Below are 24,676 nucleotides of genomic sequence, written 5' to 3'. Positions count from 1 at the left end.
ATTTTCGATGCCGTATCGTTTTGGCAAGCCCAGGGAGAACCCCATGAAACCCTTGATCTTTGCTGCCCTGCTGGCGGGCGCTGCGACGCTCGCCTCCTGTAATTCGTACGACCGTGCGCCGGTGCGGCCGGTCGCTCAGGCACCGCAGGGCGTGGAAGGATCGTGGGTCGACGCGAACGGCCTCGTCTCCACCTTCTCCGCCGGCCAGTTCGCGACGCGGACGACCGACACCAACACCACCATGGCGACCGGCACCTACATCACCCAGCCGGGCGGGCTGATCGAAATCAGCCTCTATTCGAACATCTCGAAATCCGCCTCCAAGGCCAACTGCTCGCTGGTCACCCCGCGCCAGCTGAACTGCACCTCGGGCTCGGGCGCACAGTTCACGCTCAACCGCCAGGGCTGAGCAGCTTCAGGAACGCTTCACAGTCCGCTCAGGGCACCGCGGCGTCATCCGCTGCCGATCCACGGGTGACGTCGTACTCTTGACGCAGCAGAGCAAGGATCGCGGTATCCCATCGCTCCGCGCCGACCCTGACCGACGATCGCCGCACGCCCTCCTCGACAAAGCCGAGCCGCATGTATGTGGCGATCGCAGCGGCATTGAAGGTGTAGACGTTCAGCTCGAGCCGCACGAACGCTTCCTGCGCGAACACCCGGTCGACGACCTGCCGCAGGAACGGTTGCGCCAGCCGCTTGCCGCGAAATTCGGGGCTCACGGCCACGCGGGCAAGCCGGGCGACGCCATGCTGCCAGTCGAGCGCCACTTGCGCGTGAGCCGCAAGCGTGTCTCCGACCAGCCCCGAAAACATCCATCGCCCGGGAACGGCGCCTTCGGTCTCCTGCTGCATCTCCGAAAACTGCGCCGGATCGAGCGGGAAGCGCATGTCCGGACCGGCCCATTGGACCACCGACGCCTCGTCGGGAAACCAGTTGCGCAATGCCGCGAAGTCAGCGGCGACATAGGGCCGGAGCAGAACGGTCATGGTTCCTCCCAAGGTCAGCCGGGTTTCATTGCCGTTTGTGACTGCAACGCCCGGACTTCCGCTGCCGTCAGGTGCCGGGCGCTCCCCTTCGGCAGGTCGCCGAGGACCAGATCGCCGATTGCCACCCGGATCAGCCGCAGGACTTCCAGTCCGATGACTTCCAGTATCCGCCGGATCTGGCGGTTCTTGCCCTCGTCGAGTTCGACCTCCAGCCAGCAGTTCTTGTCGCCGGCGCGCAAGAGGCGCACGGCCGTCGCCTGCAGCATCTCGCCATCATGCACCACGCCGGAGGTCATGCGCTGCAGGTCTTCCTCGGACGGAATCCCGCGGACCTGGACGTGATAGAGCTTTTTGACATGGGTTTCGGGGTCGAGCAGCCGCTGCGCCAGCGCCGTGTCGTTGGTGAAGAGCAGCAGCCCCTCGCTCGCCTTGTCCAGTCGGCCGACGGGCGAGACGAATGGCAAGTCGAGGTCCTTGAGGCATTCGAAGACGGTCGGCCGGCCTTCCGGATCGGTGCGGGTCGTGACCAGCCCGCGCGGCTTGTTGAGGGCGAGGTAGACCTTTTCGCTTGCTACGATCGGCTCGCCGTCGAGCTCGATCCGGTCGCGCTTCGGATCGACCCACATCGCCGCGTCGGCGACCTTGCGCCCGTTGACGCGAACGCGGCCCGCCGCGATGAACGCCTCGGCTTGCGTGCGCGAGCAGACGCCGAGTTTCGAAAAGGCCCGCGGCAAAGTCACGTTTCCGGTGCTGCGGGGAATTCTACCGGACAATTCGGGTCGCTCCAGCTACGGCCAGCCTGCGCTTCGACGCTCCTGTCGGCGCCGATCGCGAGGCCGTGGGACTAGCAGAAACGCGCGGGTGCGTCCATTCCGCTTGCCGCGGCGCATCAGCCGCGCGCCTTAACCGTCTTCGCAGGCCCTTCCGCAGCCTCAGGTTTTCCACTTGCAGTTCTTCGCGTGTAATGGAAGCATCGCACGCACGGACGACGGGGCCGCCCACATCGGGCTCGTGAAGGCGCCGTTCCGCCTGATGGGGAGAACACGTCCATGATTTCAGTCCGCTTCGGCCTGCTGGCCGCCTCGCTGCTCACTCTTTCCGCGGGCGCGGCCTTCGCAGACTACGAACTCGACATCCTGCACATCAACGACCTGCATTCGCGCATCGAGCCGATCAACAAGTTCGATTCGACCTGCTCGGCGGAGGAGGAAGGCAAGAACGAGTGTTTTGGCGGTGTCGCGCGGCTGAAGACGGCGATCGACACGCAGCGCCAGGCGCTGTCCGGCAAGAATGTGCTGCTGCTGAACGCCGGCGACAATTTCCAGGGCTCGCTGTTCTACACCACCTACAAGGGCGCGGCCGAAGCCGAATTCCTGAACCTCATGAAGTTCGACGCGATGACCGTCGGCAACCACGAATTCGACGACAGCGAGGACGGGCTGGCCGCCTTCCTCGACAAGGTGCAGTTTCCGGTGGTGACGGCGAACGTCGCTGCCGGCGCCAGCTCCAGGCTCGGCGACCGGATCCAGCCGTTCATCGTGCTCGAGGTCGGCGGCGAGAAGATCGGCATCGTCGGGGCGGTGGCGAACGACACCGACGAGATTTCCTCGCCAGGCCCGAACGTGCTGATCGGCAACGACGTCGCCGACATCACCGCGGCGGTCGCGGAGGTCAAGAAGCAGGGCGTCGACAAGATCATCGCGCTGACCCATGTCGGCTATCCGCGCGACCTCGCGGCGATCGCCAAGATCCCCGACGTTGACGTGGTGGTTGGCGGCCATTCGCACAGCCTGCTCTCCAACACAGACGAGAAGGCCGAGGGCCCCTACCCGACCATGGTCGACAATCCGGGCGGCTACAAGGTCCCGGTCGTGCAGGCCGGCGCCTACACGAAGTACCTCGGCAACCTGAAGGTCGTGTTCGACGATTATGGCGTCGTCAAGGAGGCCAAGGGCGATCCGATCCTGATCGATTCCAGCTTCAAGCCGGACGAAGCGGTCGTCGCCCGTGTCAAGGAACTGGCGGGGCCGATCGAGGATATGAAGGCGAAGATCGTCGCCGAGACTGCCGGCCCGATCGACGGGTCGCGGGAGAGCTGCCGGACCGGCGAATGCCAGATGGGCAACCTCGTCGCCGACGCGCTCGTCGACCGCACGAAGGGACAGGGCGTCACCGCCGCGATCACCAATGGCGGCGGCCTGCGCGCCTCGATCGACGGCGGCCCGGTCTCGATGGGAGAGGTCGTGACGGTGCTGCCGTTCCAGAACACCGTCTCCACCTTCCAGCTGAAGGGTGCGGATCTGCTGACGGCGCTCGAGAACGGCCTGAGCGAGATCGAGGAGGGCGCCGGCCGCTTCCCGCAGGTCGCCGGCATGAAATTCTCCTTCGACAGGTCGAAGCCGGCCGGCAGCCGCGTCGTCTCCGTCGAGATGAAGGAAGGCGACACCTTCATGCCGCTCGATCCGGCCAAGGTCTACACGCTCGCCTCGAACAACTACATGCGGGCCGGCGGCGACGGCTACAAGATCTTCGCCTCAGCCGCGCAAAATGCCTACGACTACGGCCCGACGCTCGACCAGGTGGTGGCGGACTATCTGGCCGCAAACCGGCCCTACAAGCCCTATACCGACGGGCGCATCGTCGCCATCGTCGCCGCAACGGCCGGAACGGCGATGGATGCGGCAGGGGGCACCACCCCGGACGGAGCAGCGACAGCCACGCCGACGTCCCGGCCCGCAGCCTCCGGTGCGACGAAGCACGTCGTCGTCCGCGGCGACACGCTCTGGGAGATCGCCAGGGCGGCCTATGGTCATGGCCACCTCTGGAAGATCATCTCGGAGGCCAACGGCAATCCGAAGCCGAGGGCGCTCATGATCGGCTCGGAACTGCAGGTCCCGGCCAAGTAGTACGAGACGATTTGTCTCCCCTTTTTTCGGCGGCGCGGGGTTTCCCGGGCCGCCGTTTCTTTTTAGAACGGATTAAGATCGGCGCTCCGCATCGAATGCGCCGCAACAGAGCCGTAGACAGGGACCGCCAATGTCGATCGCCGCCGTCAAGCCCGCCTCCCATCCGCCCGTCAAGCACGGCAAGGTCGGCGTCCTGCTCGTCAATCTGGGCACGCCGGACGGAACCGATTACGTCTCCATGCGGCGATACCTGAAGGAGTTCCTGACCGACCGGCGCGTGATCGAATGGCCGAGGGCCCTCTGGTATCCGATCCTGTTCGGCATCGTCCTGAACAAGCGCCCGCAGAAGGTCGGCAAGGCCTACGAAGTGATCTGGAACAAGGAAAAGAACGAGAGCTATCTGCGCACCTACACCCGCAGCCAGGCGGAACTGATGGCAACGTCCTTTGCCGGGCATCCCGATGTGATCGTCGACTGGGCAATGCGCTACGGCCAGCCCTCGATCGCCTCGCGGATGGAACATCTGCAGAAGCAAGGGTGCGAGCGCATCCTCGTCTTCCCGCTCTATCCGCAATATGCCGCGGCGACGACGGCGACCGTCAACGACAAGGCCTTCGAGGCGCTTTTGAAGATGCGCTGGCAGCCGGCGCTGCGCACCGTGCCGCCCTATCACGACGATCCGGTCTATATCGAGGCGCTGGCAAACTCGATCACCACCCACCTTGCCGGTCTCGACTGGGAGCCGGAGGTGGTGCTCGCCTCGTTCCACGGCATTCCGAAGTCCTATTTCGACAAGGGCGACCCCTACTACTGCCAGTGCCAGAAGACGGCGCGGCTGCTGCGCGACAGGCTTGGCTGGTCGAAGGAGAAGCTGCAGGTGACGTTCCAGTCGCGCTTCGGCCCGGAGGAATGGCTGCAGCCCTACACCGACAAGACGGTCGAGAAGCTGGCCCAAGAGGGCGTCAAGCGCATCGCCGTCTTCAATCCGGGTTTCGTATCGGACTGCCTGGAGACGCTCGAGGAAATTGCCGGCGAGGCGGGCGAGAGTTTCCTGCACAACGGCGGCGAGAAGTTCAGCCACATCCCCTGCCTCAACGACAGCCCCGAAGGAATGGCGGTGCTGGAGTCCGTCGTGCGCCGGGAGCTCGCCGGCTGGATCTGACGCGGGACCTGACAGCTGGATCCGGCGCGAAGCCGTCTCGGCGCCGCTGTTCGGCACGCGCCCGCAAAATGCACTGGCCTTGTCGCGCGGATTGCGTAGAGTGACGCAAAATCGAGCAGAGGGCTTCGCATGCCGTTGGACGGGCTGGATATTTTCGTCATTGCACTGGTGGTTCTGGTCCTCTGGCTGCTGTTTGCCGGGATCAAGACGGTGCCGCAGGGCTTTCAATACACGGTGGAGCGGTTCGGCCGCTACACGCGCACGCTCGAGCCCGGCCTCAACATCATCATCCCGTTCTTCGACAAGATCGGCGCCAGGATGAACGTGATGGAGCAGGTGCTGGAGGTACCGACCCAGGAGGTCATCACCCGCGACAACGCCAGCGTTTCCTCCGATGCGATCGCCTTCTACCAGGTGCTGAACGCCGCCGAGGCCGCCTATCAGGTCGCCCATCTCGAGAACGCGATCCTGAACCTGACGATGACCAACATCCGCTCCGTCATGGGCTCGATGGATCTCGACGAGCTGCTCTCCAATCGCGACAAGATCAACGACCGGCTGCTGCACGTCGTCGACGAGGCGGCCAAGCCGTGGGGCGTGAAGATCACGCGCGTCGAGATCAAGGACATCGCGCCGCCGAAGGACCTCGTCGACGCGATGGCGCGGCAGATGAAGGCGGAGCGCGACAAGCGGGCCCAGGTGCTTGAAGCCGAAGGGTCGCGCAACGCGCAGATCCTCAGGGCCGAGGGCGCCAAGCAGTCGGCGATCCTGCAGGCGGAAGGCCAGCGCGAGGCCGCCTTCCGCAACGCCGAGGCCCGGGAGCGGCTGGCCGAAGCCGAGGCCAAGGCGACGAAGATGGTCTCCGAGGCGATCGCCGCCGGCAATGTGCAGGCGGTCAACTACTTCGTAGCGCAGAAATACACCGAAGCGCTGGCGAGCGTCGGCACGGCCCCCAATTCCAAGATCGTGCTGATGCCGATGGAAGCATCGTCGCTGATCGGTTCGCTCGGCGGCATCGGCGCGATCGCCAGGGAGGTCTTCGGCGACGGTGCGCCGCCTGCCCCGGCCCGTCCGCGCCAATCGACCCCGGCTGCGGGCGGCACCGCGCGGAATCCGTTCGATACCACGAGGGAAAGCTGAGCCATGATCACCCGCATCGTCGCGGAACTGGGGCCCTGGGCCTGGTGGGTGCTCGGCATCGTGCTGCTGATCCTCGAAGTGCTGATGCCGGGCGTGTTCCTCGTCTGGATCGGCGTTGCCGCGATCGTCACCGGCGCGCTGACCATGCTTTTCTGGGGAGCGGCCTGGTGGGCCTCGCAGGTGCAGTGGATCGTCTTTGCCATGCTGTCGATCGCAGCGGTGCTGGTCGGGCGGCGCGTCGTCCTATCGAGCGCGCGCAAGACCGACGAGCCCTTCCTGAACCAGCGGGCCCGCAGCCTCGTCGGCCGCACCGCAACCCTCGACCAGCCGATTACGGAGGGTCGTGGCCGCATCCGCCTCGACGACACGGTGTGGAGCGTGCAGGGACCGGACCTGCCGGTCGGCACGCGCGTGAGGGTGGTGGCGAGCTCAGGGCGGGACCTGACGGTGGAGCCGGTTTGAAGTGCGCCGGCTGAACGCGCCCGCGCGCGACCGATCTCTTCCAGCCGCGCCAGCAATTCGCGGAACTATGTAGCGAAAGCCCGCCGCTAACTGGGCTTACGAGCCGCATCCTTCAGGCATTCAAGCCGAAATGATGTCCGCTGTTGGCGGACGAGCGGGTTCCCGTTCGGGGCTCTCGCCGTACGGGAACCATGACTTTGCTGCCCAAGCAGACGTCCTTGGATGCTGGCCGGGCCAGGGCTGCGACGGGCGCTAAGCGGCCTGCTTCGGCCCTTTCGGGGGGGTCGCCCACCCGAGCGCGTGGTAGAGGATAATCGCTCCGATCGTCGCGGTCCCAATGCCGTCGAGCGTAAATCCGGCGACGGCGAGCTTGAAGTTGCCGGCACCCAGCACAAGCGCAACGCCGACGGTGATGAGGTTGCGCGGCTCGGCGAAGTCGACCTTGTTCTCGACCCATATGCGGCCTGCGGTCGCCGCGATGAGACCGAAGACGACGATCGAAAGCCCGCCGAGAACAGGCCCGGGTATCGTCTGGATCAGTGCGCCGAATTTCGGCGAGAATCCGAGAACGATCGCGACGGCGGCCGCAACCAGGAAGATGAGCGTGGAGAAGATGCGCGTCACCGCCATCACCCCCATGTTTTCCGCATAGGTCGTCATGCCGGTACCGCCGAATCCACCCGAAATCATGGTCGCGATACCATCACCGATGAAGGCGCGGCCGAGATAGGGGTCGAGGTTGCGTCCCGTCATCGCCCCGATTGCTTTGATGTGGCCGAGATTTTCCGCAATGAGGATAACGACGACCGGGGCGATCAGCGTGATCGCGGACGCGGAAAAGACCGGCGCAGTGAAGTGGGGCCAACCGAACCAGGGGGCCGCCGCGACGCCGGAAAAATCGATCGGTGCGCCGTAGCCCAGGCCATTCGCGATAAAAAGATAGGCGAGGTAGGCAAGCGCGCCGCCGATAAGGATCGGCAGGCGGCGGGCTATGCCGGGCGCATAGATTGCGACCATGCCGACGGCGGCAAATGTCAGGATTGCGATCCAGCGCGAGAGCTGGTCGCCGTCCGGGTTAGCCGGGCCGATCCCCGAGGCGCTGGATATCGCGATCGGCGCGAGCACAAGCCCGATCGCGGCGACGATTGCGCCAGTCAGCACCGGCGGCATCAGCCGTTCGATCCAGCGATGGCCGGCGAGCGTGACGGCAAAGCCAATCAACGCATAGATCGCACCGGCCGCGATGATCCCGCCGAGTGCCAATGCGATGTTCGGGTTGGGTGCGCCGGCTGCGGCCCCTGTCGCGGCAAGAACGGGGCCGATGAAGGCGAAGGAGGAACCAAGATAGCTCGGCACGCGGCCGCCCACGGCGATAAAGAAAATCAGCGTCGAAAGGCCGGAAAACAGGATCGAGACGTTGGGGTCGAACCCCATGATGATCGGAGCCAGCACGGTGGAGCCGAACATTGCCACGACATGCTGAAGCCCCAGCACCATCGTCTGCCCCGCAGGCAGCCGTTCGTCCGGCAGGATGCGTCCTTCCGTCTTCAGCCGCCAACGCGGAAAATAGCCACCTGTGTCGCCCATCGCTCCCCCCACTGCGTTCGATTTCGCCAAGCGACCCAGCCGAATCCTGTCGAGCGGGTCGACGGCGCGAAATCCCTGAAAAATAGAGTTATCGGTCACCCGATACTCGACCGTCGCCAAGCTTGGTCTTCTTGTACCGGCTTACCCGATCCGGGGATACCGCTATCGACCGCTGCTGTCATGTGGTCGCAACATTTTCCCACAAAACATCGCCCCGCTGAATGGCTCCAGCGGGGACTTGAGGTGGCATTTGCACCATAGTTCCGGAAATTCACCGACAACTACGAACCGTTGCATCAGACGAAAATCCCGCCCCGACGGTGCCGGAACGGGATCAGGTCACGCGTATGGCAGAGCCGCCCGTCAGGCGACGCCGATGCGCAGCAGGTCGTGGAAATGCACGATGCCGACCGGCGTGGCGGTGTCGTCGGTAACGATCAGGGCCGAGATATTGTGCTGGTTCAGGATGCCGAGGGCGGCCGTGGCGAGCGTCGTCGGCCGCACCGTTTTCGGCGTGGTCGTCATGATGTCGTCGACGTTCAGTTCGCCGAGATTGCGCGACAGGTTGCGGGCGATGTCCCCGTCGGTGACGATGCCGACCAGCTTGCCCATGCCGTCGACGACGCCGACGCAGCCATAGTGCTTCTGCGAAAGCAGCAGCACCGCTTCAGGCATCGAGGTGCCGAGCGGCACGAGCGGCATGTTCTCGCCGCTGTGCATGATGTCGCCGACATAGCTGAGGCTGGCACCCAGCTTGCCGCCGGGATGGAAGGTCTTGAAATCGACGGCGGTGAAGCCCCGCGCCTCGAGGAGCGCGACCGCAAGCGCGTCACCGAGCGCCAGTTGCATCAGCGTCGAGGTGGTCGGCGCCAGCCCGTGCGGGCAGGCCTCCTGTTCCTTCGGCAGCAGCAGTACGACGTCCGCCTCGCGTGCCAGCGCAGAGCGCTCGCCGGAGGTGATGGCGATCAGCGGGATCGAAAAGCGGCGGGAATAGGAGACGATCCCCTGAAGTTCGGAGCTTTCACCGCTCCAGGACATGGCCAGGACGATGTCGTCGGCAGCAATCATGCCGAGGTCGCCGTGATTGGCCTCGACCGGATGGACGAAGAAGGCCGGCGTCCCGGTGGAGGCAAAGGTGGCGGCGATCTTGGCGCCGATATGGCCCGATTTGCCGATGCCGGTGACGATCACGCGTCCCTTGATGTCGGCGATCATCCGCACGGCATCGCAGAAGGCATCGTGGAGCGGCCCCGAAAGGGTACGGGCCAGCGCGTCGAGGCCGGCACGTTCGGTTTCAACGGTGCGGAGTGCAGAAGCGATGGCGCCACTGCTCTCCACGAGAGCCAATCTTTTGATCATGACGCGTCGTTAGCGTTTTTGCGTTGCGATGTCCATGCGCCCGGACGGCCTGCGCGGTAACATTGCATTCGCGCCGGCAACCAAACGTTAACCACATGGTTTTACGGTTGATTAGGACTTCCGGGAATTCCGCATAAGCCATGCCGACACGATACAGCAAACCTATCCGGGCGCGATCAGCCCCGTCGCCGCGCCGCGCGGCCGGCTTGCTGCTTGCCGGAACGATCCTGGCTGTCTCGCCCGCGCAGGCGCAGGAGCCCCAACCGCCGGCTGCGGAGACAGGCGGGCTGACGGCGATTGCCGAAGAGACGGTTGCCGGTTACGACGCGACGCCAGCGGCCATGGCCACCGCAAACGCCGAGACGGGCAGCCTGCCGCCAACAGCCGCAATAGCCGCGATCGGCGACGACAGCCCGGGCGTCATCCCCGATACCGGCCGCCTGAACCTGCCTGCCGCGTCCGTCGACGGTCTCCGGCCGGCCGCCGCCCCGTACTCGGAGGAACCGCCGGGCGTGCGTATCGGCACCTTCATCCTTCGCCCCTCCGTGGCGCAGGGTCTCGGGTATGAGCGCACCAAGACGGGCGACGACACGACCAGCCGCACCTTCTCGACGACGACGCTTCGCGGCGTGCTGACCTCCGACTGGTCGCGCCACCAGCTCAGCGTCGTCGGCGCCGGGACCTACGAAAAGAACCTCTCCGACAGCGCCAACACCGAGCCGGAGGCCAACGTCGCAGCCGATCTGCGGCTCGATCTTTCCGACGACACGATCGCCAACCTGACGGCGGGCTACAGCCTGGAGCGCGAGGACTCGGCCGATCCGAACGCGATTTCCGGTGCCAAGGTTCAGTCGGCCGTCCAGAATTACAGCGGCGGCGCCAGCATCCGCCGCGACTTCGGGCTGATCCGCGGCACGCTCGGGGCGGCGGTCGACCGCGAGACCTATGGCGACGTCGAACTGTCGGTCGGTTCGGAGCTGTCGCAGAAGGACCGCAACAACACCACGGGCGTGCTGAGCGGCCGGATCGGCTACGAGGTTTCGCCGGCCCTGATCCCCTTCATCGAGGCGTCCGGCGGGCGCGTCTTCTACGACGAGACGCGGGATTTCGCCGGCTACGCGCGCTCCGGCAATCTCTACAACGCCCGAACCGGTGTGGAACTCGATCTCGGCGAGAAGCTCAGGGGCGAATTCGGCATCGGCTTCGATCGCCGGACCTTCGACGACGACCGGCTGAAGGCAATCGACGCGCTTGCGCTCGACGGTGCCGTCGACTGGTCGCCGCAGCGCGGCACCAATGTCAATCTCGCCCTGAGGACGGCGATCGAGCCGTCCACGACGCCCGGCGAGAGCGGCTATATCTCCTATCTCGCCGCCACCGAAATCACCCACGAACTGCGCAGCAATCTCGTGGCGCGGCTGGCCGGCTCCTACGAGTGGCGTGACTTTCCGACGTCCTCGGCATCGAACCAGAACGTCTACATCATCGGCACCGGCCTGAGCTGGAACCTGAACCGCTACGTGGGTCTGAGCGGCGACATTTCCTACGAGCTGACGACGCAGAAGAACGTTGCCGACACCGGCGTCACCCGCGCCGGCCTCGGCCTGGTGCTGCGCCGCTGATCCGCTCCCGACGGGAGCGGATCGCAAGCGCGCCTGAGATGAAGCGGGCGCGGCCGCGCGGCGGCTACTTTTCCTTCAGGCCGTCCAGGATCTTCTGCAGCGGCCCCTCGACGGTGGGGCGGATGTCGGCGCGGGCGAGCGCGAAGGCGACATTGGCCAGGATGAACCCGTCCTTGGAGCCGCAGTCATAGGTCTCGCCGCGGAAATGGTAGGCGGCGAACGGCTGTTCCTGCAGAAGCTTCAGCATCGCATCCGTCAGCTGGATCTCGTTGCCGGCGCCGCGTTCCTGGGTGGCGAGGATCGAGAAGATCTCCGGCTGCAGGATGTAGCGGCCGTTGATGAAGAAGTTGGAGGGCGCGGTTCCGGGCGCCGGCTTTTCCACCATCTGCGTGATCCGGTGCCCATTGCCGACCTCACGGCCGACGCCGACGATGCCGTACTTGTGGGCCTGGTCGGGCGCGCACTCCTCTACCGCGACGACGTTGCCGCCATCATGCTCGTAGAGTTCGACCATGCCCGCCAGGCAAGCCTTCGGCGCCTTCATGATCATGTCGGGCAGAAGCAGCGCAAACGGCTCGTTGCCGACGAGGTCGCGCGCGCACCAGACCGCATGGCCCAGCCCGAGCGGCTCCTGCTGACGGGTGAAGCTGGTCGAGCCAGCCACCGGCAGGATGCTTTCCAGCAGCGTCAGTTCGGCGGTCTTGTTGCGCTGGCGCAGCGTCTGCTCCAGCTCGACCTGGATGTCGAAATAATCCTCGATGACGGCCTTGCTGCGCCCGGTGACGAAGATCAGGTGCTCGATCCCCGCTTCCAGCGCCTCGTCGACGACATACTGGATCACCGGCTTGTCGACGACCGTCAGCATCTCCTTCGGCACCGCCTTGGTTGCCGGAAGGAACCGGGTCCCGAGTCCGGCGACCGGGAACACGGCTTTACGTACCTTTCGTTTGTCGGCCATTCATACACCTCTTTCAGATGGCCCTCCGTCGGCCGGAGGGCGTTGCCCCGCATTAGGGTCGATTTGCTACCATTCTACCAAGAGCGACGCGGGCAGATTTCCATGGTAAAGAATTTGTTGACTCGATGTCTGTAGGCTTTGCTCTCCACCGGCAGCTTTCGCTCCGCCCGATCGAAATTTCGTAAGACGGAACCAACGACCGATGTATCAGCTTAGCAAGTCCAGGCTCCTTCGCTCCACTCTCGCCCTCTTCGTTTCAGCGACCCTCCTGGCCCCGACCGCGGCCTGGGCCGATTCGGGCTTCCAGCAGTGGATCGCCAATTTCTACGCTACAGCGGCAAAGAGCGGCATAAGCAAGGCAACCTACCAGAAGGTGTTCTCCGGCGTGAAGACACCGGACCCGGACGTGCTGCAGAAGGCGGCCTACCAGCCCGAATTCACGCACAAGATCTGGGATTATCTCGATTCCCGTGTAAACCCCTACACCGTGCGGATCGGCCAGGAGATGGCCAGGAAGCATGCCCGGACGCTCGCCGCGGTCGAACGGCGCTACGGCGTCGACCGCAACGTGCTGCTCGCCATCTGGTCGATGGAATCGAACTACGGTGCGGTGCTCGCCAAGGACGACAAGCTTCACTACGTGCCGCGGGCGCTGGCGACGCTCGCCTATGCCGACCCGAAGCGATCGAAGTTTGCCCGCAACCAGCTGATCGCCGCGCTGAAGATCGTCCAGAACGGCGACATCCCGGCAAAGGAAATGACCGGCTCCTGGGCCGGCGCGATGGGCCATACCCAGTTCATTCCGTCGAGCTACCTGCTCTATGCCGTCGACGCCGACGGCGACGGCCATCGCGACATCTGGAACTCGGTGCCCGACGCGCTGGCGACGGCGGCGAACCTTTTGCACAAGAACGGCTGGCAGCCGGGCAAGACCTGGGGCTACGAGATCGTCGTGCCGAAGGGCGGCAGCGCCTACGAAGGCCAGACCAAGACGCTGGCCCAATGGCAGAAGCTTGGCTTTGCCCGCCCCGGCGGCAAGGGCTTCAAGAACGGCGACGACCGAGCGGAACTGCTGATGCCGGCCGGCGCCGGCGGCCCGGCCTTCCTGATGACGCGGAACTTCTTCGTCATCAAGCGCTACAACGCCTCCAACTCCTACGCCATGGGCGTCGGCATGCTGGCCGACCAGCTCGCCGGCTATGGCGGGGTGAAGCAGCGCTGGCCGCGCCCCGAGGGCACGCTGGACATTGCCGAGAAGTTCGAACTGCAGTCGCGGCTGAAGGAACTCGGCTACTACGAGGGCGAGGTCGACGGCAATCTCGGTTCCGGCTCCAAGGCGGCGATCCAGGCGGTGCAGAGCCGGCTCGGACTGACGGCCGACGGAGAGCCCAACACCGCCCTGCTTCACGCCCTGCGCAAATAGCTGAGGGTAACTGTCGTTGGTACGAGGGCGCCCTTGCGGCGCCCTTTTCGTTGCGCATTGGGGCTTTCGCGGCCGGGCACGATTTGCCATCATCACGCCAAGCCGCCGCCGGAGCATGGCGCCGACACGAAGAGGAACCGATCGCGCATGGGACGACTACGCCGCCTGATGCTGCTTCTGGCCTGCCTGGCGATCGCCACCCCGCCGGCGGCCATCTTTTCCGATGCGGTCGCGCAGGAGCGGGTCCAGCGTCGCAACTTGCTGGACCTTTTGTTCGGCGGCTTCGGGTTTGGGCGTCGGGCGCAGCCGCCGGCGCAGCAGCAAGCGCCAAAACCCCGCCGCTCCCAGGCTAAAACCGAAAAACCGAAAAACACCGCGCCGAAGGTGATTGCGGCGCCAGAGCCGGCCGTCGTCGCGAAACTGCCCGACGCGCGCAAGGTTCTGGTCGTCGGCGACTTCATCGCCAGCGGCATCGCTGACGGCCTGACCGAAGCCTTTGCGGGGATGCCGGGGGTCGCCATCGAGGCGCGCACCAATGGCTCGTCCGGGCTGGTGCGGCAAGACTATCACAATTGGGAAACCGAGCTTCCGGCACTGATCGACGAGATCAAGCCGGCCGCGGTGGTGCTCAGCGTCGGCGCCAACGACCGGCAGGCGATGACGATCGGCGGCAGCAAGGAGACGTTCCCCAGCGAAGCCTGGAGCGAGGAATATGAACGGCGCGTCGCAGCACTCCTGACGAGCGTGCAGGAAAAGAAGGTGCCGCTTCTCTGGGTCGGCATGCCCGCCTTCCAGACCGCCTCGATGACCGCCGACATCTCGGCCTTCAATACCATCTATCGCAGCGCAGCCGAAAAGGCCCGCGGCACCTTCGTCGACATCTGGGACGGCTTCGTCGACGAGAACGGCAAGTTCGTCGTCACCGGCTCCGACATCAACGGCCAGCAGGTCCGCCTGCGCGGCTCCGACGGCGTGTCGATGACGAAGGCCGGCAAACGCAAGATGGCCTTTTATGTCGAAAAGGAAATCCGCCGGATTCTCGGTGACGCCATGGCGACCGACGGCCAGGAGCCCGGCGGTGAAGCGGTCACCAGCTTCGCCGTCATGGCGCCGGCCGATCCGGCCGACATCGTGCGCACGCAGCCAATCAGCCTGACCGACCCGGCGCTCGACGGCGGCACCGTGCTGCTCGGCGGTGTGGCACCCGCCAAGGGCAGCGGCCGCAGCCCGCGCGAACTGATGATCGAGAAGGGCGAATTCGCCGCCGCTCCCGAGGGACGCGTCGACGACTTCCGGCTGGACAAGGGGCCGCCGGCAACAGCCCCGCAGAAGGCCGAAAACTGACGAGGACAGGAATTTCACATGTCGAACGAAGATAACGGGCCCGCGAGCGAGGGCCGGCCAACTTTCATGGCGGTCGAGCCGCAGCTCTTCGTCTCCAATATCGAGGCGTCCTGCGACTACTATGCCGACAAGCTCGGCTTCAGCGTCGCCTTCCTCTACGGCGATCCGCCCTATTACGGCCAGGTCTACCGGGACGGCGTGCAGTTGAACCTCCGGCAGGTGGACAGGCTGCCCCTCGACCCGGCGTTCCGGTCCGTGGAAGAGGACGCGCTTTCCGCGACCATCCTCGTCGAGGACGTCGCAGCACTTGCCGCCGAGTACCAAGCCTCGGGCGCCACGTTCCACCAGCAGCTTCGCACCGAGGAATGGGGCACCAGCACCATCATCGTCAGCGATCCGGACGGAAATCTCATCGCTTTTGCCGGCTGAGGGCCGCAGCCACGATCGCAGGGCAAGGAGACCACGCGGCCTGGTAGGCGTGCAGCGCTACCGGACGAGGCCACCATTCAGGCTGCTGGAAACACCTATTTCACCTTCATCTCCTAGGCGGCTCCCCAAAACTGCTCCGTCATGCCGGACCTGATCCGGCATCCAGCGCGCGCAAATCCTTGCGCGCGAGATACTTTTCGCGCTGCAGACGCAGCGCTGCTGGATCCCGGCTCAAGGCCGGGATGACGGAAGGATAACGGCCAGCACGCCCGAGGAGGCCGCGTGCCAGAGGAGGTCAGAGCACCCGTGAGCGATCAGCGCGGCAGCGTCGTCGAGCCCATCAGCGCCTCGTCGATGGCGCGCGCCGCCTGCCGGCCCTCGCGGATCGCCCAGACGACCAGCGACTGGCCGCGGCGCACGTCGCCTGCCGTCCAGAGCTTGTCGACCGAGGTCTTGTAGTCGCGGTCGTTGGCGACGACGTTGGACGAGCCGCGCCGGTCGGTGTTGATGGCAAGCTTCTCGCCGAGGTCCTTCAGCACGCCGTCGGTGAACGGGCCGCGGAAGCCGATGGCGATGAAGGCGAGGTCGGCCTTGATGATGAACTCGGTGCCGGCGACCGGCTTGCGGCGCTCGTCGACCTGGCAGCACTTCACGCCCGTCAGCACGCCGTCCTCGCCGACGAATTCGAGCGTGCCGACCTGGAACTCGCGAATGGCGCCTTCGGCCTGCGAGGACGAGGTGCGCATCTTCGTCGCCCAGAACGGCCAGACGGCGAGCTTGTCTTCCTTCTCCGGCGGCTGCGGGCGGATGTCGAGCTGGGTGACCTTCACCGCGCCCTGGCGGAAGGCGGTACCCACGCAGTCGGACGCGGTGTCGCCGCCGCCGACGACGACGATGTGCTTGCCGCCGGCAAGAATCGGGTCGGACGGCCAGCCGACGCTGTCCATGTTCTCCCGGCCGATGCGGCGGTTCTGCTGGACCAGATAGGGCATCGCATCGTGCACGCCGGCAAGATCGACGCCGGGGATGCCGGCAGCGCGGGGAGTCTCGGAGCCGCCGGCGTAGAGGACGGCGTCGAAGGCGGCAAAAAGCTCGTCCATCGTCTTGTCGACGCCGACATTGACGCCGCAGTGGAACGAGACGCCCTCGCCGCGCATCTGCTCAACGCGGCGGTCGATGAAGTTCTTCTCCATCTTGAAGTCCGGGATGCCGTAGCGCAGCAGGCCACCCGGCTTGGACTCACGCTCGAAGACGTGCACCTCGTGGCCGGCGCGGGCGAGCTGCTGCGCCGCCGCCATGCCGGCAGGGCCGGAGCCGATGACCGCGACCTTCTTGCCGGTGTGGACCGTTGCCGGCTGCGGCACGATGTAGCCCATCTCGTAGGCCTTGTCGGCGATCGCCTGCTCGACCGTCTTGATGGCGACCGGGGTATCCTCGAGGTTCAGCGTGCAGGCCTCCTCGCAGGGTGCGGGGCAGACGCGGCCGGTGAACTCCGGGAAGTTGTTGGTCGAATGCAGGTTGCGGATCGCCAGCTCCCAGTTGCCGGTGTAGACGAGGTCGTTCCAGTCCGGGATCTGGTTGTGCACCGGACATCCGGTCGGACCGTGGCAATAGGGGATGCCGCAATCCATGCAGCGCGCCGCCTGCTTCTGGACTTCCTGGTCCGACATGGGAATCGTGAATTCGCGGAAGTGGCGAATGCGATCCGAGGCCGGCTGGTACTTCGCGACCTGCCGATCGATTTCCATGAACCCTGTAACCTTACCCATTTTCAATTTCCTGACTTAAGCGTGTCTCGACAGGCGCCGTCGCGGCGCGTGGAATGGCCCCCGACCGTGTCGATCAGGGGCACGCATGCGGGGGCCGGGTTACTCGGCCGCTTCCGCCATATTCATGCGCTCCATCTCCTCGAGGGCGCGCCGGTACTCGACCGGCATGACCTTGCGGAACTTCGGACGGTAGTCCGCCCAATGGTCCAGAATGTCCTTGGCGCGTTTCGAGCCCGTGTAGTGCAGGTGGTTGGAAATGAGCTGGTACAGGCGCTCCTCGTCGTGCCGCGTCATGTCGCCGGAGACGTCCACCATGCCCTTGTGCGCAATGTCGCCGCCGTGATGGTGCAGCTTCTCGAGCATGTCGTCCTCTTCCGGCACCGGCTGCAGCTCGACCATCGCCATGTTGCAGCGGCGGGCGAAATCGCCCTCCTCGTCCAGCACGTAGGCGACGCCGCCCGACATGCCGGCCGCGAAGTTGCGGCCGGTCTGGCCGATGACGACGACGACGCCGCCGGTCATGTACTCGCAGCCGTGGTCGCCCACGCCCTCGACGACCGCGACCGCCCCGGAGTTGCGCACCGCGAAGCGCTCGCCGGCCACCCCGTTGAAGTAGCATTCTCCGGCGATCGCGCCGTAGAGCACGGTGTTGCCGACGATGATCGAGTCATGCGCCACGGTCCTCGAGGTCTCCGGCGGACGGACGATGACGCGGCCGCCGGACAGGCCCTTGGCGACATAGTCGTTGCCGGCGCCGACGAGATCAAAGGCGATGCCGCGGGCGAGGAAGGCCGCGAACGACTGGCCGGCGGTGCCGTTCAGGCGCACGGTGATCGTGTCGTCCTTCAGGCCCTTGTGGCCGTAGCGCCGGGCGACCTCGCCGGAGAGCATAGCGCCGGTCGAACGGTCGACGTTCCTGATGTCGACCTCGATAGACGTCGGCGTCTTTTCCTCCAGGGCCGGCCTTGCCTTCTCGATCAGCGCGCGATCGAGGACGTCGTCGATCGGGTGGTTCTGCCGCTCGGTCCAGTAGGTCGCCGCCTTCGGCGCATCGACCTTGTGGAAGATGCGGCTGAAGTCGAGGCCCTGCGACTTCCAGTGCGTGATCATCCTCTCCTTCTCGAGGAGTTCCGACGCGCCGATGATCTCGTCGAGCTTGCGCACGCCGAGCGAGGCGAGGATCTCGCGCACCTCCTCGGCGACGAAGAAGAAGTAGTTGACCACGTGCTCCGGCGTGCCCTTGAAGCGCTTGCGCAGCACCGGATCCTGGGTGGCGACGCCGACCGGACAGGTGTTGAGGTGGCACTTGCGCATCATGATGCAGCCGGCCGCGATCAGCGGGGCGGTGGCAAAGCCGAACTCGTCGGCCCCAAGCAGCGCGCCGATGATGACGTCGCGGCCGGTCTTCAGGCCGCCATCGACCTGCAGCGCGACGCGCGAGCGCAGGCCGTTCAGCACCAGCGTCTGGTGCGTCTCGGCAAGGCCGATTTCCCATGGGGAACCGGCGTGCTTGAGCGAGGTCAGCGGCGAGGCGCCGGTGCCGCCGTCGAAGCCGGCGACGGTGATGTGGTCGGCGCGCGCCTTGGTGACGCCCGCCGCAACCGTGCCGACACCGACTTCGGAGACGAGCTTGACCGAGATGTCGGCTGCCGGGTTGACGTTCTTCAGGTCGTAGATCAGCTGCGCCAGATCCTCGATCGAGTAGATGTCATGGTGCGGCGGCGGCGAGATCAGGCCGACGCCCGGGGTGGAGTGGCGGGTCTTGGCGATCGTCGCATCGACCTTGTGACCGGGCAGCTGGCCGCCCTCACCGGGCTTGGCGCCCTGCGCGACCTTGATCTGCAGCACGTCGGCATTGACCAGGTACTCGGTAGTGACGCCGAAGCGGCCGGAGGCCACCTGCTTGATCGCCGAGCGTTCCGGATTGGCAGAACCGTCGGCCAGCGGCAGGTAGCGATCGGCTTCCTCGCCGCCCTCGCCGGTGTTCGACTTGCCGCCGATCCGGTTCATGGCGACCGCCAGCGTCGTGTGCGCCTCCCTGGAGATCGAGCCGAAGGACATGGCGCCGGTGGAGAAGCGCTTGACGATCTCGGCGGCGGGCTCGACCTCGTCGACCGAGATCGGCTTCCTGCCCCAGGCGCTCGCGTCCTTGACCGAAAACAGCCCGCGGATCGTGTTCATGCGCAGCGACGAGGCGTTCACCAACTGGGAGAATTCCCGGTAGCGGTCCAGCGCATTGCCGCGCACGGCGTGCTGGAGCGAGGCGACGACGTCCGGGGTCCAGGCATGGTCCTCGCCGCGCATGCGGAAGGCATACTCGCCGCCAATGTCGAGCGTGTTGGCCAGCACCGGATCGCGGCCGAAGGCGGCCTTGTGGCGGGCAACGGTTTCCTTTGCGATCTCCTCCAGCCCGATGCCCTCGATCGTCGTCGCGGTGCCGAAGAAGTACTTGTCGACCAGTTCCGAGGACAGGCCGATCGCATCGAAGATCTGCGCGCCGCAATAGGACTGGTAGGTCGAGATGCCCATCTTGGACATGACCTTTAGGATGCCCTTGCCCACCGCCTTGATGTAGCGGTAGACGACCTCGTTCTCGTCGACTTCCTTCGGGAACTCGCCGCGCTTGTGCATGTCGGTGAGCGTGTCGAAGGCAAGGTACGGATTGATCGCCTCGGCGCCGTAGCCGGCGAGCAGGCAGAAGTGGTGCACCTCGCGCGGCTCGCCCGATTCCAGCACCAGACCGACCGAGGTGCGCAGCCCCTTGCGGATCAGGTGATGGTGCACGGCGGCCGTCGCCAAGAGCGCCGGGATCGCCACGCGGTCCGGGCCGATCTGGCGGTCGGAGAGCACGATGATGTTGTAGCCGCCCTTGACCGCCGCTTCCGCCCGCTCGCACAGCCGGTCGAGCATTTCCGGCATCGCCTCGGCGCCGCGCGTCACGTCATAGGTGAAGTCGAGCGTCTTGGTGTCGAAGCGGTCCTCGGTATGGCCGATCGAACGGATCTTCTCCAGGTCGCCGTTGGTCAGGATCGGCTGGCGGACCTCCATGCGCTTGGCATGCGCCGCCCCGAGGTGATCGAGGATGTTCGGACGCGGGCCGATGAAGGAGACGAGGCTCATCACCAGCTCCTCGCGGATCGGGTCGATCGGCGGGTTGGTGACCTGGGCGAAGTTCTGCTTGAAATAGGTGTAGAGCAGCTTCGTCTTGTCCGACATCGCCGAGATCGGCGTGTCGGTGCCCATCGAGCCGATCGCCTCCTGCCCGGTGGTCGCCATCGGCGACATCAGGAGCTTCGTGTCCTCCAGCGTGTAGCCGAAGGCCTGCTGGCGATCGAGCAGCGAGACGTCGCGGCGCAGCGCCCGCGGCTCGACCGGGCGCAGGTCCTCGAGGATCAGCTGGGTGTGATCCAGCCACTCGCGATAGGGATGTTTGGAGGACAGTTCGTGCTTCACCTCCTCGTCGGAGATGATGCGGCCCTTCTCCATGTCGATCAGAAGCATCTTGCCCGGCTGCAAACGCCATTTCCGGACGATGCTTTCCTCCTTCACCGGCAGCGTACCGGCTTCGGAGGCGAGGATGACGCGGTCATCGTCGGTGACGATGTAGCGGGCAGGACGCAGGCCGTTGCGGTCGAGCGTCGCGCCGACCTGCTTGCCATCGGTGAAGGCAACGGCGGCCGGGCCGTCCCACGGCTCCATCAGGGCGGCGTGGTACTCGTAGAAGGCCTTGCGCTCCGGCGCCATCAGCTGGTTGCCGGCCCACGCTTCCGGGATGAGCATCATCATCGCATGGGCCAGCGAATAGCCGCCGCGCACGAGGAATTCGAGTGCGTTGTCGAAGCAGGCGGTGTCCGACTGGCCCTCATAGGAGATCGGCCAGAGCTTGCCGATATCGTCGCCGAACAGCGGCGAGGAGACCGAGGCCTGGCGGGCCGCCATCCAGTTGACGTTGCCGCGCAGCGTGTTGATCTCGCCGTTATGGGCGACCATGCGGTAGGGATGGGCCAGCTTCCACGACGGGAAGGTGTTGGTCGAGAAGCGCTGGTGCACCAGGGCAACGGCGGTCTCGAAGCGCGGGTCCGACAGGTCCTTGTAGTAGGCGCCGACCTGGTAGGCCAGGAACATGCCCTTGTAGACGATCGTCGAGGACGACAGCGACACGGGATAGAAACCGCTCTCTTCGCCCTTGTATTCATCATAGATGCGGTTGGAGATCACCTTGCGCAGGGTGAAGAGGCGACGCTCGAACTCGGGCGTCGTCGCAGCGTTCCGCCCTGCCCCGATGAACACCTGCACGTGGCGCGGCTCGGTGGCGACGATGTCCGGCGCCTTGGACAGCGAGGAGTTGTCGACGGGCACGTCGCGGTAGCCGAGCAGGTGCTGGCCTTCTTCGGCGACGACCTGCTTGATGACATTCTTGAAGTGCGCGATCAGCGCCTCGTCCTGCGGCATGAAGATGTGGCCGACGGCATATTCGCCGGCCTTCGGCAGGGTGATGCCCTGCCTGGCCATCTCCTCGCGGAAGAAGCGGTCGGGAATCTGCACGAGGATGCCGGCGCCGTCGCCCATCAGCGGATCGGCGCCGACCGCACCACGGTGCGTCAGGTTTTCCAGCATGAACAGACCGTCCTTGACGATCTGGTGCGACTTCCTGCCCTTCAGGTGCGCGACGAAGCCGACGCCGCAGGCGTCATGCTCGTTCTTCGGATCGTAGAGGCCCTGTTTTATCGGATGACCGGCTCGTCGCGTCGTCGTCGTTTTGGCGTCCGTCGCAGTCGTCTGCGCCCGGTTCATACCAAAACTGTTCGACGCGAAATCCCTCATCGTCATCCCTCCTGTGGCCCGAGTTGCGCGGGCAGGGTTCACCCGCGCGCCAGCCGAAAGCGTCCTCGCATCCCGGCCCCACGGGCGTTATCGTTGCATGGTCCGGATCGGGCGGCAAATAGAAGGTCCGGCCGACCAGGCAAGCGTCAGCGACCGTTGCGAAGTGCAAAGCGCGTCCGTTCATTCGGTGAACGGCGATACTTGCGCCATCAGCCAGACACCTCCGAAGGGAGCGTGTGGGCGTTGTTTCGGTCCTCTGACCGAAATAGGACAGCATGACTGTCCTATTTCGGTGGATCTATGACAGAAACGGTTTTGGACCGCAAGATCATGTTGCTAAAATAATAACACGGCGGGACGAAAAGTTGCCACCGAATACCGTTCCTTGTAATTTAATTACGGCGCAGCAACCGGAAGTCACATTTAATTTCAAAATCATCGATTTGTCGTCAGGGCCTTGATCAGCGCCCGCGCTCGACTATCGTCCGACTCGATCGCGCAATGGAGCCCGCGAAAGCGGAAATTTCGGATGTTTTTTGCCTCTGACAACTGGGCAGGCGCCCACCCCGACATCGCCCGCAGCCTCACCGAGGCCGCCGACGGCTACGCCAAGGCCTACGGCACCAGTGACCTCGACAAAAAGGTCGAGCTCACCTTCAGCGAAATCTTCGAGCGCGAGGTGGCCGTCTTCTTCGTCGGCACCGGCACGGCGGCCAATTCGCTGGCGCTGGCCAGCTACAACCGGCCGGGCGGCCAGGTGTTCTGCCATGCCGAAGCGCATGTGAACGTCGACGAGTGCAACGCGCCGGAGTTTTTTGCCACAGGCTCCAAGCTCGTGCCGATCGAAGGGGCGCACGGAAAAATTGAGGCCGAGGCGTTGTCGGCGGCCATCGCCCGCTTCTCGCCGGACAACGTTCATGGCGGACAGCCGGTCGCCGTCACCATCACCCAGGCGACGGAGGCCGGCACGGTCTATGAACTGGACGAGATCGCCGCGATCGCGGATGTCGCCCGCCAGAGGAAGCTGCCGCTCCATATGGACGGTGCGCGCTTTGCCAATGCGCTGGTGACGCTCGGTGCGACGCCGGCGGAGATGACCTGGAAGCGCGGCGTCGACATCCTGTCGTTCGGCGGCACCAAGAACGGCTGCTGGTGCGCCGAGGCGCTGGTGCTGTTCGACCCGGCAGGCGCCCGCGAGATGCAATATCTTCGCAAGCGCTCGGCCCAGCTGTTCTCCAAGTCGCGGTTCATCGCCGCCCAGTTCGATGGCTATTTCCGCGACGGGTTGTGGCTGGAGTTGGCCCGCCACTCCAACGCAATGGCGACGCGGCTCGCCGCCGGCCTTTCCGCCGCCAGGTCCGGCCGCCTCGCCTGGCCGACGGGCTCGAACGAGGTCTTCGCGATCCTGAGGAACGCGACGCTCAAGGCGCTGCGCGACAAGGGAGCTGCGTTCTACGACTGGCCCGCCCCGGCTGGATTGAAGGAGACCATGGCGGAGGACGAAACGATGATCCGGCTCGTCACCTCCTTCGCCACCAAGCCCGACGACGTGGAGCGCTTTCTCTCGCTCTGCGACTGAGCGGTCCAACGAAAACGGCGCCCCAGCGCGCCGTTCGCATTCCATTCAGGCGGTGATCGTCAGGCGGAGTATCCCCCCTTCCGTCATCCCGGCCTTGAGCCGCAGCGCCGCGTCTGCGGCGCGAAATGAGTCATGCGCTCAAGAACTTGACCGCGCTGGATGCCGGATCAAGTCCGGCATGACGGACCATTTTGATGCTGCTCGTGAGAACGAAGGATCAGAGCAACAAACGCAAAACGGCGCCCCAAGGGCGCCGTTCGCATTTGATTGACACCGGGATCGTCAGGCGGTCTGCGCCTCGATCTGCTTGGTCTCGCGACCGACAGAGGCGATCTCGATCTTGCGCGGCTTTGCGGCTTCCGGAAGCTCGCGGAAGAGATCGATGTGCAGCAGGCCGTTCTTCAGCTGCGCGCCGCGTATCTCCACATGGTCGGCCAGCTGGAAGCGGCGCTCGAAGGCGCGCTTGGCGATGCCGCGATGCAGGAACTGCGACTGGTCTTCGGCTTCGTCGGCCTTCTCGCCCTTGATGGTAAGGGTGTGCTCGCGGGCCTCGATGGAAAGCTCGGTCTCGTCGAAACCGGCCACCGCCATGGTGATGCGGTAGGCGTTCTCGCCGGTGCGCTCGATGTTGTAGGGCGGGTAGGTCGGGCTCTGGTCCGGCTGGCCGAGGCTGTCCAGCATGGTGAACAGGCGGTCGAAGCCGACGGTGGAACGATAGAGAGGGGAGAAATCAAAGTGACGCATAATGTCCTCCTGTGAGCGACGGATTGCGATCAGGTGAGCCAGACCCCGATGAACGGCGCCGGCCCGATTTGTTACAGGCTCCCGCCCCGGAATGGCGGCGGAACACCCAATTGCGGACCCTTTCGGCGCCCGCACCACCGAGATGGGAATGCAACTTTCGGACTTCAAGCCCCCTCGGGCCCAACTCCGATGAACCTCACATGAACGACGTCTTCGGCTCGCGTTCAGCCAGTTTCAACTATGACGGGTTCATCGGAAGGCGATCTTCCGCGGCCGCAGCGCAATGTCCCTTCCGCTCCGGCCAAGCTGGCCGGCATGCGCGCCGACGTTCCCCGCGTCCCGCGCAGCCGGCTTTTTCCTTTGACGCCTCCGGGGCAAG

The 24,676-nt window shown here is 65.3% G+C and carries 18 protein-coding genes; 10 read left to right on the top strand and 8 right to left on the bottom strand.

What is annotated here, in order from left to right; all coding sequences use genetic code 11:
- The first annotated feature begins 43 nt into the window (after positions 1-43).
- On the top strand, positions 44-409 hold the full coding sequence (locus tag C7449_RS14165; RefSeq protein WP_108003455.1) for a hypothetical protein: 366 nt from the start codon (positions 44-46) through the stop codon (positions 407-409).
- 28 nt (positions 410-437) lie between these two features.
- Here C7449_RS14165 and C7449_RS14160 read toward each other — a convergent pair whose 3' ends face one another.
- The gene (locus C7449_RS14160; protein ID WP_108003454.1) at positions 438-989 is read right to left on the bottom strand and encodes a GNAT family N-acetyltransferase; all 552 of its coding nucleotides are present in this window, start codon (positions 987-989) and stop codon (positions 438-440) included.
- A 14-nt stretch (positions 990-1,003) separates the two neighbouring features.
- On the bottom strand, positions 1,004-1,777 hold the full coding sequence (locus tag C7449_RS14155) for a pseudouridine synthase (protein WP_108003453.1): 774 nt from the start codon (positions 1,775-1,777) through the stop codon (positions 1,004-1,006).
- A gap of 261 nt (positions 1,778-2,038) precedes the next feature.
- On the opposite strand from C7449_RS14155, the gene C7449_RS14150 reads away from it, so the two are divergent.
- The 4 genes from C7449_RS14150 (at position 2,039) to C7449_RS14135 (ending at position 6,659) form a co-directional block, all read left to right on the top strand.
- The gene (locus C7449_RS14150; protein ID WP_108003452.1) at positions 2,039-3,895 is read left to right on the top strand and encodes a 5'-nucleotidase C-terminal domain-containing protein; all 1,857 of its coding nucleotides are present in this window, start codon (positions 2,039-2,041) and stop codon (positions 3,893-3,895) included.
- Between the two features lie 130 nt (positions 3,896-4,025).
- Positions 4,026-5,057, top strand: a complete 1,032-nt coding sequence (gene hemH / locus C7449_RS14145) for a ferrochelatase (RefSeq protein ID WP_108003451.1) — start codon at positions 4,026-4,028, stop codon at positions 5,055-5,057.
- 135 nt (positions 5,058-5,192) lie between these two features.
- On the top strand, positions 5,193-6,197 hold the full coding sequence (locus C7449_RS14140) for an SPFH domain-containing protein (protein ID WP_108003655.1): 1,005 nt from the start codon (positions 5,193-5,195) through the stop codon (positions 6,195-6,197).
- Between the two features lie 3 nt (positions 6,198-6,200).
- A complete protein-coding gene (locus C7449_RS14135) occupies positions 6,201-6,659 on the top strand; it encodes an NfeD family protein (RefSeq protein WP_108003450.1) in 459 nt (152 codons plus the stop codon).
- Between the two features lie 252 nt (positions 6,660-6,911).
- Here the strand turns inward: C7449_RS14135 and C7449_RS14130 are convergent, their stop codons facing one another.
- Both C7449_RS14130 and C7449_RS14125 read right to left on the bottom strand, forming a co-directional pair.
- Positions 6,912-8,246, bottom strand: a complete 1,335-nt coding sequence (locus tag C7449_RS14130; protein WP_108003449.1) for a solute carrier family 23 protein — start codon at positions 8,244-8,246, stop codon at positions 6,912-6,914.
- Positions 8,247-8,609: 363 nt separating this feature from the next.
- Entirely contained in the window at positions 8,610-9,605 is a 996-nt protein-coding gene (locus C7449_RS14125) for a KpsF/GutQ family sugar-phosphate isomerase (protein ID WP_108003448.1), read from the bottom strand.
- A gap of 140 nt (positions 9,606-9,745) precedes the next feature.
- On the opposite strand from C7449_RS14125, the gene C7449_RS14120 reads away from it, so the two are divergent.
- Positions 9,746-11,227 (top strand): outer membrane beta-barrel protein, encoded by a 1,482-nt coding sequence (locus tag C7449_RS14120; protein WP_108003447.1) that lies wholly within the window; start codon positions 9,746-9,748, stop codon positions 11,225-11,227.
- A gap of 64 nt (positions 11,228-11,291) precedes the next feature.
- Here the strand turns inward: C7449_RS14120 and galU are convergent, their stop codons facing one another.
- Positions 11,292-12,185, bottom strand: coding sequence for a UTP--glucose-1-phosphate uridylyltransferase GalU (galU, locus tag C7449_RS14115; RefSeq protein ID WP_108003446.1), 894 nt, complete (start codon positions 12,183-12,185; stop codon positions 11,292-11,294).
- A gap of 202 nt (positions 12,186-12,387) precedes the next feature.
- Between galU and C7449_RS14110 the strand changes: the two genes are divergently transcribed.
- The 3 genes from C7449_RS14110 to C7449_RS14100 all read left to right on the top strand — a co-directional run bounded on the left by C7449_RS14110 (position 12,388) and on the right by C7449_RS14100 (position 15,381).
- Positions 12,388-13,608: a lytic murein transglycosylase gene (locus tag C7449_RS14110; RefSeq protein WP_108003445.1), complete on the top strand. Its 1,221-nt coding sequence runs from the start codon at positions 12,388-12,390 to the stop codon at positions 13,606-13,608.
- Positions 13,609-13,755: 147 nt separating this feature from the next.
- Positions 13,756-14,952 (top strand): SGNH/GDSL hydrolase family protein, encoded by a 1,197-nt coding sequence (locus tag C7449_RS14105; protein WP_108003444.1) that lies wholly within the window; start codon positions 13,756-13,758, stop codon positions 14,950-14,952.
- 18 nt (positions 14,953-14,970) lie between these two features.
- Entirely contained in the window at positions 14,971-15,381 is a 411-nt protein-coding gene (locus C7449_RS14100) for a VOC family protein (protein ID WP_108003443.1), read from the top strand.
- A 314-nt stretch (positions 15,382-15,695) separates the two neighbouring features.
- On the opposite strand, the gene C7449_RS14095 is transcribed toward C7449_RS14100, so the two are convergent.
- Positions 15,696-17,150: a glutamate synthase subunit beta gene (locus C7449_RS14095; protein ID WP_108003442.1), complete on the bottom strand. Its 1,455-nt coding sequence runs from the start codon at positions 17,148-17,150 to the stop codon at positions 15,696-15,698.
- 99 nt (positions 17,151-17,249) lie between these two features.
- The gene (gltB, locus tag C7449_RS14090; RefSeq protein ID WP_108003654.1) at positions 17,250-21,974 is read right to left on the bottom strand and encodes a glutamate synthase large subunit; all 4,725 of its coding nucleotides are present in this window, start codon (positions 21,972-21,974) and stop codon (positions 17,250-17,252) included.
- Positions 21,975-22,503: 529 nt separating this feature from the next.
- Here gltB and C7449_RS14085 point away from each other — a divergent pair.
- Positions 22,504-23,553 (top strand): threonine aldolase family protein, encoded by a 1,050-nt coding sequence (locus C7449_RS14085; protein WP_108003441.1) that lies wholly within the window; start codon positions 22,504-22,506, stop codon positions 23,551-23,553.
- A gap of 282 nt (positions 23,554-23,835) precedes the next feature.
- Here the strand turns inward: C7449_RS14085 and C7449_RS14080 are convergent, their stop codons facing one another.
- Complete coding sequence (locus tag C7449_RS14080; RefSeq protein WP_108003440.1) at positions 23,836-24,297, bottom strand: Hsp20 family protein; 462 nt, start codon at positions 24,295-24,297, stop codon at positions 23,836-23,838.
- Positions 24,298-24,676: the final 379 nt, after the last annotated feature.

This window comes from Mycoplana dimorpha (assembly GCF_003046475.1).
GTDB classification, from domain to species: Bacteria; Pseudomonadota; Alphaproteobacteria; order Rhizobiales; family Rhizobiaceae; genus Mycoplana; species Mycoplana dimorpha.
This window is presented reverse-complemented; position numbering and strand designations above follow the sequence as displayed.